We start from the raw sequence: 15,491 nt of genomic DNA, 5'->3' as shown, positions 1-15,491 counted from the left end.
CTTTGCCGTGTGGCCAGTCGTTGTCTCTGAATACGTTTATCAATGGCGAAGAATGCCTCGTTTTTAAATGCATTTTTATACATTGATTTAACATTTACGCAAATGTCGTTATATTTAAGGCTCATCGTTGTCAGGAGTTTATGGATGAACCTTACAATATCAGGGAAGTTGCAGCTCAGTTTCGTGCTGTTAGCCGTCGTATTTATCGCATCTGCGATTTTCACTTACCGTAATATCAACATAGTTGAACAGCATGCATCATCATTATTGAGTTCCGATTTGCCGACTGTTGATACTAGTCGTGGAATTCAGCAATCGGTTCAAGCTTCGTTGTCTTCAATCCGAGCGTACATGTTATTGGGAAGTGATGAAACCGAAGGTTTGCGTTTGAGTCAGGAAGTGCAAAGTATCATGGCATCAACGGACGATGCATTGCCAACCTTACAAGCTCTGATTTCGGAGTCAGATTTCCAGTCGATTCATCAGCAATGGGAAGCGATGAAAGTGTCACTTTCTCTGCTTATTGAGTTGAGCCACAGCGCGGAAAATCTGCCAGCGCATAATCTGTTTATTAACGAAGCTGCACCCATTGCTGAAGTCGCGCTCGACCAAATTCAAAGCCTAATTAATGAAGAGTCAGGCAATGAAATGGGCGGTGAGCGTAAGCGCTTGTTTAAAGTCTACGCAGACAGTTACACTTCTCTAGCTAATGCGCTCTCGGCACTGCGTGATTTCCTGTTGTACGGACAGCAAACACATCTGGTGAAGTATCAAGACCTGATCAAATTCCACAACCAATCGGTCGCAGAAATCGACGCTAAACTGGATATGTTGTCAGACAACGACCAATCACTATGGTCATTGTTTAAAGAGATGCAACAGCTGTATTTCCCCTTGGCTGAGCAAGTGATTACGCTGCGTCAATCAGATGAATGGAACAAAGCAAATTTGCTAATGGCAAATGAGTTGTTACCTGCGGCAAACGCGTTAAATCAAAGCCTAGAGACGATTGTGTTGGCTCAGCAAGCTAAAGCGGATCAAAGCGGTGTTGGCATCAGTCAATCAATCAAAAATGTGCTTACGTCGATGCTGGTGGCAGCATTGCTGGTCGTGATTGCGGCGATTGCGATTTCAAAATACATGGGAAATACCATTGGGCGCAGAGTCCAGCGATTATCAGAACGAGCGAAGATTATAGCCTCTGGCGATGTTTCTCAACCGCCATTGAACGTTGTTGGCAAGGATGAGCTGGCTGACCTTACGAGCTCTATCAATCGTATGAACGAGTCACTGGCAGGCATTGTTGCAGGTGTAAATGGCAAAGCGAACCAAGTGGACACCAGCATGGGTGCACTTCTCGAATCGGCACAAGTGACATCCAATAACGTTGAGCAACAACAATCCAATATCTCAGAAATGGGGCGTCAACTCGAAGAGATTGCCTTTGCCGCGAGCAATACGTTGGATCAAGCTAATCAATCGGTGCAAAAGTTGTCAGATTCAAAAGATGAGATAGAACAAGGTCGTGATGCACTTGAGCAAAATAAAGCGACCATGGAAAGTTTACACAGCAGCATAGAAAGTGCCAGCACCCAAGTTACGCAGTTAAGCAAAGAGAGCGAAGCAATTGGCCGCGTGACGGAAGTGATTGAAGGGTTAGCAGAACAGACTAATTTGCTGGCACTCAATGCGGCAATTGAAGCGGCGAGAGCAGGTGAACAAGGGCGAGGTTTTGCTGTGGTTGCCGATGAAGTGCGCATGTTGGCGACAAGAACCACGCAATCGACGACAGAAATCAACGGTATAATTAACGCAATTCAGCGTTCAACTGACACGGTGGTTCAGGAAATTGAACACAGCCAGTCGCTGGCAGAGCAAGGTGCTGAGCACATCGATAATGCCGTAAGGAGATTGGTTTCAACGACAGAGCAGATCGGTTCTCTAAACGAGCAAATGGCAGAATTGGCCGCTGCTGCCGAGCAGCAATCTCACGCAACGCAATCCATAAATGGGTTAATGGCAGGCATTACGCAGTCGGTCGAAATGGTGGCGAGTAACAGTCAGCATGCTTCTGAGACGTCGTTGCAAGTGAAGCAACAAGTCACTGAGTTGAATCAACAAATGGCCATGTTTAAAACGGCTTAGAACCTCCCAATGAATGCCCCTCGACCATGAAGAAATACAATGGTCGAGGGTTTCGACTATTCTACTACTCACATAACCTAATTGCTCATTGAGTTTAGTTATTAAAGCTATAGCTAAAACCAAATTTCCTTCCTCACCGCTCAGATCTAATATGATTCCATCGGCAGCAAACACTGCAAAAGAATTTTTAAACTTTACTCTCCAAGGAGCAAGATTATGAGCAAACAAGTAAGCTTAATTGGTCTAGATCGTCAACAATCAGAACAACTAGCACAACAACTGAATCAGCTACTTGCCCACTACCAAGTGCTGTACATGAATACACGCGGTTATCACTGGAACATCAAAGGCCACCAGTTCTTTGAATTGCACGTAAAATTTGAAGAGATATACACAGATCTTCAAACCAAAATTGATGAACTTGCAGAACGTATCTTAACGTTGGGTTACACGCCAGCACACGCGTTTAGCCATTACTTAGAATCAAGCGAAATCAAAGAGCATCAAAACGCGACAGCGGGTGAAGAGTGCGTGAAAGGCTTGGTTGATGGTTTTGGCGTTCTGCTTGTTAAGCAGCGTGAGATTTTACAAAACGCTGGTGAAGCAGACGATGAAGGTACTGCGGCACTGATGGGTGATTACATCCGTGAGCAAGAAAAATTGATGTGGATGCTTAACGCTTACCTACAAGGCTAAGTTCAAACATTTACATACGATTCGGGAATAAGCCAAAGGAGCACATGAGTGCTCCTTTTTTTGTCTCTGAGAATTGGCAATCTGATTCGTTGAGCTTTTCGGGCAAAGGGATCAGTGCGCTGATTCAAAGTACGCCAGCAAATCGGACAGTTCTCTCACCGCAAGTGATGCCGAATTTTGAAATTGTTCGGTGATGCCGTGATGCACTAAACAAGACGGCATTTGTGCATTGTACGCAGCTTGTAAATCGTAAAGGAAGTCACCGACATACAGCACTTCATTTGGCATCAAACGCCACTCCTTGGCGAGTACTTGTAGCGATAAAGGATCGGGTTTTGGTGGATAACATTCACGCGTGATCACTTGCTCAACGGTGATTTGGTTATGTTCCAATTTTCTTTGTGTTGCAATTAGGCAGTTTCGCGTCACGATGGCGGTTTTAATCGTTTTTTTCTCCAAGTAGTTCAGCAATTCATGACAGCCAATCATCGGGCTAGACTGTTCAGCATCGGAAATCTCGTGGTCAAAAATGACATTATGTGCATGCTCTTTGTGATGCGGGTGATCGATGCGCTCTACGAAATCCAATAAATCTTCTGTTTGAGGGCAACCGAGTTGCTGACGAAGATCTTGAAAGTTCATATCTGAACTGACGAGCGTGTTGTCTAAATCGAAAATGACGGCTTTTATTCTTTCAAATTCTAGTGGGAAGGGAATCATAGTGGCCTCGTACAACTTAACCAAACTATTGTTATAAAAACAAAAGGTTATTGTTAAGTTTAGATTCTTCTGGCTAAGTTGTACGAAAATAAATCACTGATGCATCACAAATCGAAAAAGCGCTGCACAGTTCTTATTGCTCTGTTAAGCGGAAGATTTTGCCGCTGTCGGTCGAAAAGTAGATATAGCCATCGGGGCTTATTGTGATATCTCTGATTCGTTCTCCAAGCTTTTCCAGTAAGCGTTGCGATTCTGTGAGCTTGCCATCGTTAATGCCGACGACATTGATATGAGTGAGCTTTAACGCTCCAACTAATATTTTGCCGTCAAGTTCTGAGTATTTATCCCCGCGATAGAGCGCCATATTGCTTGGAGCGATAGAGGGAATGTAAACCAATTTGGGGTCTTCCATTCCTGGCAGTGATTTCGCTTCACCCACATCAAGTGGGCCCCAATATTCTTTCCCTTGTGAGACTCTTGCCCAACCGTAGTTCGCCCCTTTTTTAATTAGGTTAATTTCGTCACCTCCACGCGGCCCATGTTCAATCGACCAAAGTTGATCTGTCTCTTTGTCGTAGAACAAACCTTGTGGATTGCGATGCCCGAAACTCCATATTTCAGGCTTTGCCTTGGAGGAAGTAAAAGGGTTATCTGTTGGCACCGTGCCGTCTAGATTCAAGCGTAGTATTGAGCCCGCGTGTGTTTGAGTATTTTGACCGTTGTCTCGTTCACCGCGATCGCCAATCGTGAAGTAGATCTTGCCATCAATAAACGCGATTCGACTGCCAAAATGTCGGCCAGTATCGGTGATGGCATCGGCGATGAAGAGATCTTTCCAGCCAGTTAGTTGCTCGCCACTTAGCGTTGCGGTGGCAAGTGCGACGGTGTTTCCTTTCTGGGTTCGTTTGCTGTAGGTGAAATACAGCTGTGGATTTTTCTTATCGGTATTTGGGGCGAGTGCGACATCTAGTAAACCGGCTTGTCCACTGGTGTTAACGTTCTGAACAGTATGGATTTTCTGGCGTTGACCAGTCATCACATTGAGTAATGAAATGGTGCCATTTTTCTCGTTCACTACTACGCGTTGCGAATCGATAAATTCAATGCCCCAAGGGACTTGAAAACCATTGGCAACCTCATCAGTTTGGTATTGCGCAGCATGAAGTGAAAAAGATAAACAAGCGAGCAGGGCGATGGTTACATTTCTCATGGGTCCTTCCATGTTGAAGTGCGTGGATGCTTAAAAGCTAACACTAAATGGCGAGATCCCCAAATGATGACAAGCTGCAGCGAGCGGTGTATGAATATAAAAATCCCCGATACCAGATCGGGGATTGAGTTAAGGTGTTAGAGATGAATCTGTCTTTCTGCGATTACATTGCCGCTTCGAAGATTGCAGAAATCTCTTCGTGAGTTGCTTGTTTCGGGTTAGTGAAACCACACGCGTCTTTTAATGCGTTGTCTGCTAGTGTTGGGATATCTTCTAGCTTCGCACCAAGCTCTTTAATCCCAGCTGGAATACCAACGTCTTTTGCTAGCGCAACGATAGCGTCGATCGCTGCCGCAGCACCTTGCTCTGCCGACATACCTTCTACATCCACACCCATCGCTTTTGCGACATCACGTAGACGCTCTGGACATACTTGCGCGTTGTAGCGTTGTACGTGAGGAAGCAAGATTGCGTTACATACACCGTGTGGTAGGTCGTAGAAACCCCCTAGCTGGTGCGCCATAGCGTGCACGTAACCTAGAGATGCGTTGTTAAACGCCATGCCAGCCATGAACTGTGCATATGCCATTTGCTCACGAGCTTCTAGGTTTTCGCCATTTTTCACTGCGGTGCGTAGGTGCGCTTGAATTAACTCGATCGCTTTGATCGCAACAGCGTCAGTAATTGGTGTTGCCGCGATAGATACGTACGCTTCAATCGCGTGAGTTAGCGCGTCCATACCTGTTGCCGCCGTCAAAGACGCTGGCTTAGCAAGCATTAATTCTGGATCGTTTACAGAGATAAGAGGCGTTGTGTGTTTATCAACGATTGCCATCTTAATGTGACGCTCTTCATCAGTGATGATGCAGAAACGGGTCATTTCAGATGCAGTACCTGCTGTGGTGTTGATTGCGATTAGTGGCAGCATTGGTTTTGCTGATTGATCCACTCCTTCGTAATCGCCGATTTTTCCGCCGTTAGATGCAACCAGTGCGATGCCTTTTGCACAATCGTGTGGTGAGCCACCACCAAGTGAAATTACGAAGTCACATTCGTTCTCTTTTAGAAGAGCTAAGCCATCATTAACGTTGGTGATTGTAGGGTTTGGTTGAGTGCCATCGAACACAACGGTTGCTACGCCGCGTTCAGTAAGAAGATCTTGAACCTGTTTTACTACGCCGATTTGGTTAAGGATCTTATCCGTAACGATCAAACCTTTCTTAAAGCCTTGAGATTGGATGCTGTTTGCTGCGTCTTTTAGGCAGCCAGCGCCCATTAGGTTTACCGTAGGGATAAAAAATGCACTTGTCATATTGGATTGCTCCGTTGTTATTATTAATAATCTTTCATAATTTGCCATTTAACTGTCGCACACCCCTTTCTAGAACGAAATTGATCCAGAGCAAGTTTACCCATTTAGGGGTACTTTAAAGGAAGAAACTGTGACAGCGATCTTGTTGCACAGTGTGAAGGTGCAACACAAATACAACGTAGCCCAAATATGCAACTATTGACGCAAACGATTGGTAAAAATTGAAATCTTATGATGATTTATATCTCAATTAGACTAAAGTATAAAAAATCCCCATTGATATTCGATCTATCAATGGGGATTTAAAATTGAGTTTTAAGTTATCTATCAGTAATTAGGCGATTTCGACCAATTTTGATACCAATTTATCGATTCCTGAAGCTGCTTGCGAGATATTCTGCGCTAACATGTAAGCTGGCGTAGAAAGCACATTGTGTTTCTCGTCAAACACATACTCATCTACGTTACATTCAACGTGCTCTCCACCCATTTGGTGAAACGCAGCTGCGGTTGCGTCATCATTACCTATTGTGCCTTTTACGCCATGTTCGTAAATCATAGGAATAATGACAGGGGCAATGCAGAGGTAACCGGCAGGCTTGTTGGCATTTGCGAATGCACGGCAAGCTTGTGCAACGTGTGTATTAATCGAGCATTCCGCGCCAGAAACGGCAAAGTCAGTCAGATTTTTTGCTGCACCAAAGCCACCTGGTAACAATAGCGCATCAAAGTCTTCAACGTTCAGTCTAGCCACATCCTCAATGTTTCCACGCGCTATGCGTGTCGCTTCAACGAGCACGTTGCGTGGCTCATCCATTTCTTCGCCAGTGAGATGATTGATGACGTGTAATTGATCAATGTTTGGAGCGAAGCAATGCCAAGAAGCACCAGCTTTTTCGATGGCGTGCAGGGCTAGCACGGCTTCATGTAACTCTGAACCATCATAAACACCTGAGCCACTCAAAATAACTGCGACTTTTTTCATTTTAAGATTCCTTTAGTCTGATATTTCCGTTTGTTGCTCTTTTATATTTGGGGATTGAGATTGAGCATTTGCCTTAGTTTCGACGATTTCTTGATCGTCTTCTTCTTCATCATAGTAGCGGACCACAAAAGGTGTCAGCATGACGCTCGATGGTAGAAAGTGTTTCATATCGACTCCAAACGCATAACAGAATCATTTTTATACTGAAATTTATAAAACAGTACGTTGAAGCGGATCATTTTTGAGTTAAGCTGAAGTTTCCTTTGGCATTCGTGAGTAGTAGGTCACATGAAATCCGTGCAATTTCGCTTCACACTTTATGGCTGCATTGCCATCCTCTCTTGGAGTTGCTTGCTGGGTATTGCAAGGCTCGTAACCGAAAGTTTAGGGCCAGTAGGTGGGGCGGCGATGTTGTATTCGCTAAGTTCAATCTTTTTATTGATTGTGGTGGGCATCCCAAAGTTATCTTACTTTTCTCCGAAGTATCTGATAGTTGGCGGCGCAATGTTTGTTTGCTATGAAATCTTTCTTGCGCTTGCTCTTGGGTATTCGAATTCGCGAGCTCAAGCGATTGAGGTATCTATCGTCAACTATTTATGGCCCGCACTGACGGTGTTGTTTGCAGTGTTGGGTAGCAACAAAAAGCCAAATTGGCTGTTGTATCCAGCAGTAACCCTCGCGTTTATTGGTGTGGCTTGGACGGTGAGCGGCGATAACGGTTTATCCCCGACACAAATCATCTCGAACGTAAGCAGCAATCCGCTGGTGTACTTCATGGCGTTCACTGGCGCGGTGATTTGGGCGGTTTATTGTAATCTCACACAGCGACAGCAATCGAAGCACAATGCGATCACGTTGTTTTTTATCGCAACTGCGGTTTCGCTTTGGGTGAAGTACGCATTTGCGGATGAGCCTACAATGACGTTCTCATGGTCAGCTCTTGGGTATCTGTTTGCATCGGCAGCGTTGATGGCGGGTGGTTATGGCTTATGGAACATCGCCATTGTTGGCGGGAAAATGGTCTTTTTGGCGACTTTGTCTTACTTCACGCCGATTTTCTCTGCGCTGTTTTCGTCGCTTATCCTTGGTGTGACGTTGAGCAACGGTTTCTGGCAAGGCGTTATTATGGTGACAGTTGGGTCACTCTTGTGTTGGTTGGTAACAAAAGAGAAGCGAGAAGCTGCTGGTTAAACCCTCATTATCTGAGTGATTAATGACTGGTTTTTGGCTTCTCTGGTTCTTGCCGGTGTTGATGGAGGCCTGCTTGAGCCGTCATCGTGTTATCGACAGGTCACCAATCATTTTCTTAGAGTAAGCATCAGTCACCAAGCTGAGATAGGTGTGGGAAGGTAAGTAGCATCATGAGATGCGATGTCTAACTTAGGTTTCGTTCCAGTTTGGTTCTTCTAACGCTGGCCAGAGCATCAAATCATCAATACCAACGTCCTTAAAGCCTATCTTTGAGTAATAGCTTTTAAGCGCTTCTACGCTTTCCTCTGAGCGATCTTCTAAAGGAAGAGCCTTTAGACCGATGATGTCGTAAATCGATGTAAAGCGTTCAATAAAGTCCTCAATTAAGGCTTTGGAATACTTATTTCCTCGATGCTCTTTCTTTACCTTTAGTTCGTGAATCACAATGAGGCGATCTGGTTCTGGACAGACACCCCAACGCATGGTTTCGTTACGTTTTGCGATGCTTTCTTTTAGCAAGTAATCATCATCAAGAATTTGGATAAAGTGGGCAATGCTGGCGTTTATGTTCAATAATTTATGACAGCTGATAGTACTCGAGGCTCTGGATAAATCTACGATGTAAAAGTCACACGTAGCGACTTCGGTCTCTTCTCCTTGGTCGACAAGAGCAAACATACTCGCTGTCATTACATTGATACATGATTCAATATCATTTGAATAAGGAGCAGTTGTCAGGGCGTAGTTTATGATCATTGTTCTGTTCCTTTTCACTCGCTAGTAGCACAACGTCGTTTAATAAACGTGACGCGAACACTTAATTTGATGAGGTGTATCAAAGTGACCTCCCTCAGATACTTTAATTAATTCATCGGGCTGTGTTGGCGGAGTGCTGACTCCCGCAATCTTCATACTCACCCCTTTTAAACTTTTTTTAAAATGTTTACAGAGCCGGTATTACTTACAGATATTGGGAGTCAATTTCTTATTATGGTTAGCGTTAATCGGATGGGTGAGTATTCCGATAACGGCCAACTGACAGCGCAGGATTTTTCACGTTTTTCCTATCTAAAACAGTGAACTATTGCACATTTTTATTACCATTCTTCCAGAAGTTTAGAATTTTAATGTCGAGTAAAAATGCAAATAAACTGCGTTCTCCACACGACCAAATTTTTCTATTATGTGCAAATTAAAAAAGTGATATATGTCAAAGTTTGCATATTAAGTCGCATTGATAATCGCCATCCCTTAAAGTTTTGACTTAACAACAAAAGGAGTAGATATGTTTGGCTTCTTTAAACGAAAAGCTTTAAAAAAAAGAGCCTTTAATCTATACAAAGAACTGGTATTTGGCAGGCTATATGAAGGCAACCGTTTCGGGCTAAATGCAGAAGACTTATGCAAAACAACAGGGCTTAATCTATTCTCGACCCTCAATCTGATTCATCGACTTATAGCGACAGGATTGGTGGAGGAGTATGAGCTTGTTGATGTCGTTTGCTACCGAGCGGTGAACGTGCCAATTTATCTAGATGACACCTCTCCGCCAAGTATTATTACCGATTATGTAAAACGTGCAATTGGCCGAGTTGATTTTAAAGGATTGGCTTAACCAACACTTTTTAAAACCGCCTCAAAAGGCGGTTTTGTCGTTTTGCACTGTCATTGCGTTTTCAACCATCAAGGCTGTATTGGATGTTTACTAAAAATTTGGAGTAATCCCGAGCGCCCGAGACAGGCTTGATTTGAGGGTTGAGAAGAAAACTGAATATGTGGCATTTTGACGTAGCTAAGAAAAGGTTATGTATGCTTGGTTTATTAAATAGAAAGACTTTGAAAAGCATGGCTATGAATCTATATCACGAACTGGTACGAGGTCGTATATATGAGGGTAAGCACTTTGGGCTCAATGCAGATGATATTTCACAGAGAACAGGGCTCAGTATACATGTGGCTATTGCTCTCATTCATCGGCTTATAGACAACGAATTGGTGGAAAAGTATGGCTTTAAGGACGATGTTAGCTATCGAGCAGCTAACATTCCGAGCCACCTAGACAAAACATCTGCTCCAATGAGCATTTTCCAGTACGTAAACCGCTCAATTGGCCGAGTAGACTTCAAAGATCTAGCTTGAAACACAAAGAAAAAACCGCCGTTACTGGCGGTTTTTTTATCTTCGTAAAGACTGAACACTCAATCTAGGTGCTTTATGATAGAAATACCTGACTTTTGTTTCGTGTTCTAACAATTCGCTACGTTTAAGTTCAGTTGCAGTTTGAATCTGTGCTTCGACAGACGCGTGGTTAGCTGTTTTCGAGTTTGTTCAAGAGTGTCGAGTTCAATCATGTCATCATCAACGTGTAGATCAATGTTCACGCGAAGCTCTTGACCAACCTTCGTAATGCCTGCCAGTTTTAACTGATGATCAGATACTTTTTCAATTTCTAAAACGTCGTTACCAACAACCTGACAAAGTTCTTTGCTTGGTGTCATCATTAGTAACTCACGCAATGCGCCACACAACATATCAAATGGTACTTTTAGGAAGTAGAAGCCCATAAGTAGCATCATCATTGGGTCCGCGTAGACTGCGTAATGCGCGAATGGGGTAAGAGATACTAGCCATGCAGCGATAAAACCAACAGTAACTGCCACGCTTAATAGCGTATCCATTTGCCATTGTTTTTTCTCCGCATCGATCAGACCTGATGAGAACCGACGACTTTTTTTCGCCATAAACCACCAAGCGTAACCACAACCGATAACGTTCACGAGACCAAAGATAGTCGCGATTGAGGTATCAACCTCACGACCACCCGTCATCAATGCAGAGATCGCTGAGTAAAGTGAAAAACACACAACAACAAGAATCACGGCCGCTTTAATCGCAATAACGATAGGTTCGAGTACCGCTTTACCAAATGGAAATACAGATTTTGATGGCTTGCTGATGTAGGAAGATGCCGCCAGTGACAATAAAGTTAACAGTAAACTGACTAGCGAGTAAACACCGTCAAAAACGATGACAATCGACCCAACAAGCAAGCCAAGTACCATACCACCAGCTGCAAACCCAGAAGCTAAAAGGGCTGAAATGGTTAGAATACGGTTTTCGTTTTTGCTTGTCCTGTCACACATAAAAGATGCCTTTTGGTTTTAATACCTTACTATTCTTCTCTTCTGAGGCATTTTAGGCAACTACAAACTGAGTGGAAATTAAACGAGAAAGCGACTGTTTTATTGTTTTTCTTTAAATACAATGACTTAATGCAACTTTTCGGTGTCAAATATATTGACGGTCACTGCCTTTTATTTAGAAGTCAAATAAATATTCGCTTAACTTATCTGCTAACCAAGTCATTGCTGGGTGTTCAATCTGACCGTTTGGGGCAAACATACAGTAGTCTTCTTGAGTCAAACCGTAAGTGTGTTTGATGACGGCAAGTTTTTGTTGGCGCAAGTAGTGGCGAATAAGCGGCTCTGGCAATACACCCCATGCGTCTTCTTCCAAAATGGTGTTGAGCATGTAGTCGAAACTTGAGAAGCCAATGTATCGAGTCGAGAACGGCTGTAAGCCTGGGTTGTCTTTCTCGTTGAGGTAAACCATCAAAGCCTGCATTTGGCTGCGTAGATCTTCATCGGATACGCGACGCATCTTACTTAAGCGATGATCAACGCTACACACCGACATCATTCGGATTTTCCCCAGCGGTTTGTAAACAATGTGCGGGTCATCGATGCGTTCATAGTCGACACCGAACGCAAAATCGACTTGATGAGTACTGACTAAGTTAGCCAAGTCACCACTAGAGGCCAAGATGAGGTTAAACGTTGTAGAAGGGAATCGATTGTTGAGTCGGTGAGACAGTTCTTGCCACAAATCGTCTGGCAGTGAGTCATCACGCGCCACCCAGACTTCGGCGTTGAAGCCTTCGGAGATTTGCGCGCATGTTTTTCTGATTCGTTGAGCTGTGACCAACAAATACTCGCAATCTTTGTAAATTGCTTTTCCCGCTTCCGAAAGCGTCAGTTGGTTTCCTGTTCTTGTGAACAACTCAACATCGAGCTCTTTTTCTAATGCCTTGATCGACATGCTGAGTTTGGTGCGGTTACAGTCTAACTGCCGCGCAGCTTCGGAGACTGAGCCACACTCTGCGATAGTGCAGAAAGCTTCTACCTGAGTTAAGTTCATGATTTGACACAACCAATTAAGAATTTGCAATAAAGTAGGGCACGATAGAGATGTGCTCCCAAAGCTGTGAAAGATTATCGAAAAAAATAGTAATTCGCCAGATAAGTCTATGGTCTTTTAGCGGTTTTGCGGTACCCTATAGCCTATTAATTTCAAAATGCGCCAACTGCATTTTGACGTCACATAGTGATATGTGGGCTATAAGAAGTGAACATGGAGGCCACGATGGCACAAGATTGGGACGGCTTAGCAAAGAACTGGGAATCGAACCCAGCAACAGAGCAATTTGCGCAGTCGGTGTTTGCACAGTTACAACAGCTAACTCAGCTTGATGGCATTAAAGTTTTAGATTTTGGATGCGGCACCGGACAATTAAGCCAATTGTTGTCACCCATTGTTAAGGATATTGTGGCGTTAGATGCGTCTGAAGCCATGATTGAAGAGCTCGACAAGAAAGAGTTACTCAACGTTGAGCCAGTCGTAGATGCATTATCACGAGGTTTAGTGGCGCAACATCCTGCTTTCCGCGGACAATTTGATTTTGTGGTTGCGTCTTCTGTCCTTGCTTTTGTCGATGATGTGGAATCATCGTTAGACATTGCTCATTCGTTGCTAAATGAAGGTGGTTACTTCGTTCATTTTGATTGGGTTGCAGAATCTGAGCAAGACGGCTTCACCTTAAGCCGCTCCGAGAATGCATTGAGCAACGCTGGTTTTGTCGATGTTGAAGCGAAAAAAGTGTTCGATATCACCTCTGATGGACAAATCATGTCGGTATTAATGGGCGTTGGTCGCCGTTAATTTACCAAAAAGATTAAAAAAAGCGAGCCAAGGTGCTCGCTTTTTTGTGGGTGGAATCTAAGCTGATATCGCGGTTTGAATCTCTTGAAGTATCTCTGGATTGGCAATTGCGCCTAAGTTTTCAACTTGTCGACCATTGACTACTTGCTTGACGGCAAGTTCTACCAGTTTGCCTGATCGCGTTTTCGGAATATCGCTGATGGCGAAAATGGCACTCGGCACATGGCGTGGTGAACAGGCCGATTTCAGCTGCGCTTTAATGCTGCCGATTAACTCATCATCCAACTCATCTTGGCTTTCTAATTGAACAAAAAGCCAGATCTGTTCATTTCGATCCACTTCTTTCCCAACCGCGATGGAGTCGACGATGCCATCAATAGCATTCACCTGTTGGTAAATTTCTGCGGTACCAATTCTAACGCCACCTGGATTAAGAGTGGTGTCACTACGGCCATAAAAGACAAAACCGCCAACCTCACTTTTTTCTACATCGTCGCCATGATGCCAAACATTATCGAACTTATCCCAGTAAGCGCGATGGTAACGCTCGCCTGAATCACGCCAGAACCCAGAAGGAAAATTCGGCAGTGAATTGGTGCAAACCAGCTCACCTCGTTCACCTACGACACTGTGGCCTTGTGGATTAAACACTTGCACATCAACGCCTAAGCCTGCGGATTGACACTCGCCTCGATAGACTGGTGATATCGGATTGCCTAATACAAAGCATCCGCAAATATCTGTGCCCCCAGCAATGGACGCTAAATGTACGTCTTCCTTTAAGTGCTCGTAAACGTAATCGAATTGCTCAGGATAAAGTACAGAGCCAGTTGAGCAAATCGTCTTGAGTGCGGGGAAAGCATCGGCTCTTTTCGGTGAGAATTGTGCTTTTTCAATCGCTTCTAGATATTTAGCCGACGTGCCAAACAAGGTCACGTCAGCATTTTGAGCAAGGTTCCACAGCACCTTGTGAGAAGGATAAACAGGGCTACCGTCAAAAATGACTAAGCACGCTCCGCTTGCAAGGGCGGAAACTTGCCAATTCCACATCATCCAACCACAGGTCGTGTAGTAAAAAACTCGATCGTTCGGTTGAATATCGCAGTGCAGTTGATGCTCTTTGACGTGATTCAGAATGGTGCCACCGACCGAGTGCACGATGCATTTGGGTTTACCTGTCGTACCGGACGAATACAACACAAAGAGTGGGTCATTGAAGTTAACGCGAGTGTAGGTGAGGGGCTCGGGTGAGTATTGATTGAGCACGTTTTGCCAATCTTGGGTACAAACATCACATTCAAAGATGTGAGGCTTGAGATAGCTGATTTGGCACACTTGTTTGAGGCCATCGAGATGATCGGATATATGTTGGTTTTTCTCCGCCATGTCGAAAGTTTTGCCATTGAATGTGTAGCCATCACAAGTGAACAAAATTTTTGGTTTTACCTGTCCAAAACGTTCCAGCACACTTTCTACGCCAAAATCTGGCGAGGTAGACGTCCATGTCGCACCTAAGCTGGTGGTTGCCAACATCGCGATGACGGTTTGAGGAAGGTGCGGTAAGTAACCAGCAACAACATCGCCTTGTTTGATGCCACAATCCCTAAGCCACTGTTGAACACTCGAGACTTCATCACACAGCTGTTGCCACGTATAGGTCTGTCGTTCGTCACGCTCATTTTCAAACCAGATGGCGAGCTCATGTGGTTTTTGATAAGCAAAGCTCAATAAGTTTTCTGCGTAGTTAATATGAGCGTCAGGAAACCAACATAAATCGCGATTGAGTACTGGTTGTTGCCATTTGCTCTCGGCTTGGCTTTTTACTGTCTCACCTGCATTACCTATTACATCGCAAAAAAGCCAGACCTCTTGCCAAAACTGCTCGTTATGATCCAAAGACCATTGGTGCAGGTCTGCGTAGTTTTTTAGGTCAAACCCTTGTCGATTAATGTGTTCGATAAACTGAGTAATATTGGCTTCTGCGATACGACTTTCGCTCGGTTGCCATACTTTGTTGCTCTCGCGCATAGTTCCCTCTATAACAAAGTGATAACAGTTTCAGTCTGAGGGGGAATACCAATAAAGTCAAACTCCCACGTCAAAGCTTGTTGTTTTATAAATCATAATGTTACGGTTTAATGTAAACAATATGTTACATCAAACTTTGATTGAGAAAATCGATCAGGGATTGGAGTCTCTTAAGACTCCAGATAGGCTTGATGTAAAGGATTTGT

The 15,491-nt window shown here is 44.1% G+C and carries 15 protein-coding genes; 6 read left to right on the top strand and 9 right to left on the bottom strand.

The genetic code is table 11. From position 1 onward, the window contains the following. Positions 1 to 144 precede the first annotated feature (144 nt). Both NL646_RS03305 and NL646_RS03300 read left to right on the top strand, forming a co-directional pair. Positions 145 to 2,145 carry a methyl-accepting chemotaxis protein gene (locus tag NL646_RS03305; RefSeq protein WP_253663847.1) on the top strand — a complete coding sequence of 667 codons (2,001 nt, stop codon included), beginning with the start codon at positions 145 to 147 and terminating at the stop codon, positions 2,143 to 2,145. Positions 2,146 to 2,361: 216 nt separating this feature from the next. Continuing rightward, complete coding sequence (locus NL646_RS03300) at positions 2,362 to 2,841, top strand: Dps family protein (RefSeq protein WP_005461991.1); 480 nt, start codon at positions 2,362 to 2,364, stop codon at positions 2,839 to 2,841. A 111-nt stretch (positions 2,842 to 2,952) separates the two neighbouring features. Here the strand turns inward: NL646_RS03300 and NL646_RS03295 are convergent, their stop codons facing one another. The 5 genes from NL646_RS03295 to NL646_RS03275 form a co-directional block, all read right to left on the bottom strand. Beyond that, positions 2,953 to 3,561 carry an HAD family hydrolase gene (locus NL646_RS03295; protein ID WP_253663846.1) on the bottom strand — a complete coding sequence of 203 codons (609 nt, stop codon included), beginning with the start codon at positions 3,559 to 3,561 and terminating at the stop codon, positions 2,953 to 2,955. Positions 3,562 to 3,694: 133 nt separating this feature from the next. Further along, entirely contained in the window at positions 3,695 to 4,771 is a 1,077-nt protein-coding gene (locus NL646_RS03290) for a PQQ-dependent sugar dehydrogenase (RefSeq protein ID WP_025558889.1), read from the bottom strand. Between the two features lie 163 nt (positions 4,772 to 4,934). Next, positions 4,935 to 6,083 carry an L-threonine dehydrogenase gene (gene yiaY, locus NL646_RS03285; RefSeq protein ID WP_005461954.1) on the bottom strand — a complete coding sequence of 383 codons (1,149 nt, stop codon included), beginning with the start codon at positions 6,081 to 6,083 and terminating at the stop codon, positions 4,935 to 4,937. Positions 6,084 to 6,417: 334 nt separating this feature from the next. Further along, positions 6,418 to 7,068 carry an isoprenoid biosynthesis glyoxalase ElbB gene (gene elbB / locus NL646_RS03280; RefSeq protein WP_253663845.1) on the bottom strand — a complete coding sequence of 217 codons (651 nt, stop codon included), beginning with the start codon at positions 7,066 to 7,068 and terminating at the stop codon, positions 6,418 to 6,420. A 12-nt stretch (positions 7,069 to 7,080) separates the two neighbouring features. After that, positions 7,081 to 7,236: a hypothetical protein gene (locus tag NL646_RS03275; protein ID WP_005461930.1), complete on the bottom strand. Its 156-nt coding sequence runs from the start codon at positions 7,234 to 7,236 to the stop codon at positions 7,081 to 7,083. A gap of 120 nt (positions 7,237 to 7,356) precedes the next feature. Here NL646_RS03275 and yddG point away from each other — a divergent pair, with 120 nt between their 5' ends. Then, a complete protein-coding gene (yddG, locus tag NL646_RS03270) occupies positions 7,357 to 8,259 on the top strand; it encodes an aromatic amino acid DMT transporter YddG (RefSeq protein ID WP_253663844.1) in 903 nt (300 codons plus the stop codon). 189 nt (positions 8,260 to 8,448) lie between these two features. On the opposite strand, the gene NL646_RS03265 is transcribed toward yddG, so the two are convergent. After that, positions 8,449 to 9,015: a hypothetical protein gene (locus NL646_RS03265; protein ID WP_253663843.1), complete on the bottom strand. Its 567-nt coding sequence runs from the start codon at positions 9,013 to 9,015 to the stop codon at positions 8,449 to 8,451. Between the two features lie 529 nt (positions 9,016 to 9,544). On the opposite strand from NL646_RS03265, the gene NL646_RS03260 reads away from it, so the two are divergent. Further along, a complete protein-coding gene (locus tag NL646_RS03260; RefSeq protein ID WP_017448068.1) occupies positions 9,545 to 9,874 on the top strand; it encodes a hypothetical protein in 330 nt (109 codons plus the stop codon). 230 nt (positions 9,875 to 10,104) lie between these two features. Continuing rightward, entirely contained in the window at positions 10,105 to 10,398 is a 294-nt protein-coding gene (locus NL646_RS03255; protein WP_050551424.1) for a hypothetical protein, read from the top strand. Positions 10,399 to 10,505: 107 nt separating this feature from the next. Here NL646_RS03255 and NL646_RS03250 read toward each other — a convergent pair whose 3' ends face one another. Further along, positions 10,506 to 11,402, bottom strand: a complete 897-nt coding sequence (locus tag NL646_RS03250) for a cation diffusion facilitator family transporter (RefSeq protein ID WP_005462012.1) — start codon at positions 11,400 to 11,402, stop codon at positions 10,506 to 10,508. 175 nt (positions 11,403 to 11,577) lie between these two features. Then, positions 11,578 to 12,456, bottom strand: a complete 879-nt coding sequence (locus NL646_RS03245; protein ID WP_005461877.1) for a LysR family transcriptional regulator — start codon at positions 12,454 to 12,456, stop codon at positions 11,578 to 11,580. A 225-nt stretch (positions 12,457 to 12,681) separates the two neighbouring features. Here NL646_RS03245 and NL646_RS03240 point away from each other — a divergent pair, with 225 nt between their 5' ends. Further along, on the top strand, positions 12,682 to 13,257 hold the full coding sequence (locus tag NL646_RS03240) for a class I SAM-dependent methyltransferase (RefSeq protein ID WP_253663842.1): 576 nt from the start codon (positions 12,682 to 12,684) through the stop codon (positions 13,255 to 13,257). 57 nt (positions 13,258 to 13,314) lie between these two features. Here the strand turns inward: NL646_RS03240 and NL646_RS03235 are convergent, their stop codons facing one another. Further along, positions 13,315 to 15,285 carry an acetoacetate--CoA ligase gene (locus tag NL646_RS03235; protein ID WP_203500570.1) on the bottom strand — a complete coding sequence of 657 codons (1,971 nt, stop codon included), beginning with the start codon at positions 15,283 to 15,285 and terminating at the stop codon, positions 13,315 to 13,317. Positions 15,286 to 15,491: the final 206 nt, after the last annotated feature.

The organism is Vibrio sp. Y20_XG_PY13 (genome assembly GCF_024181925.1).
GTDB classification, from domain to species: Bacteria; Pseudomonadota; Gammaproteobacteria; order Enterobacterales; family Vibrionaceae; genus Vibrio; species Vibrio parahaemolyticus.
This window is presented reverse-complemented; position numbering and strand designations above follow the sequence as displayed.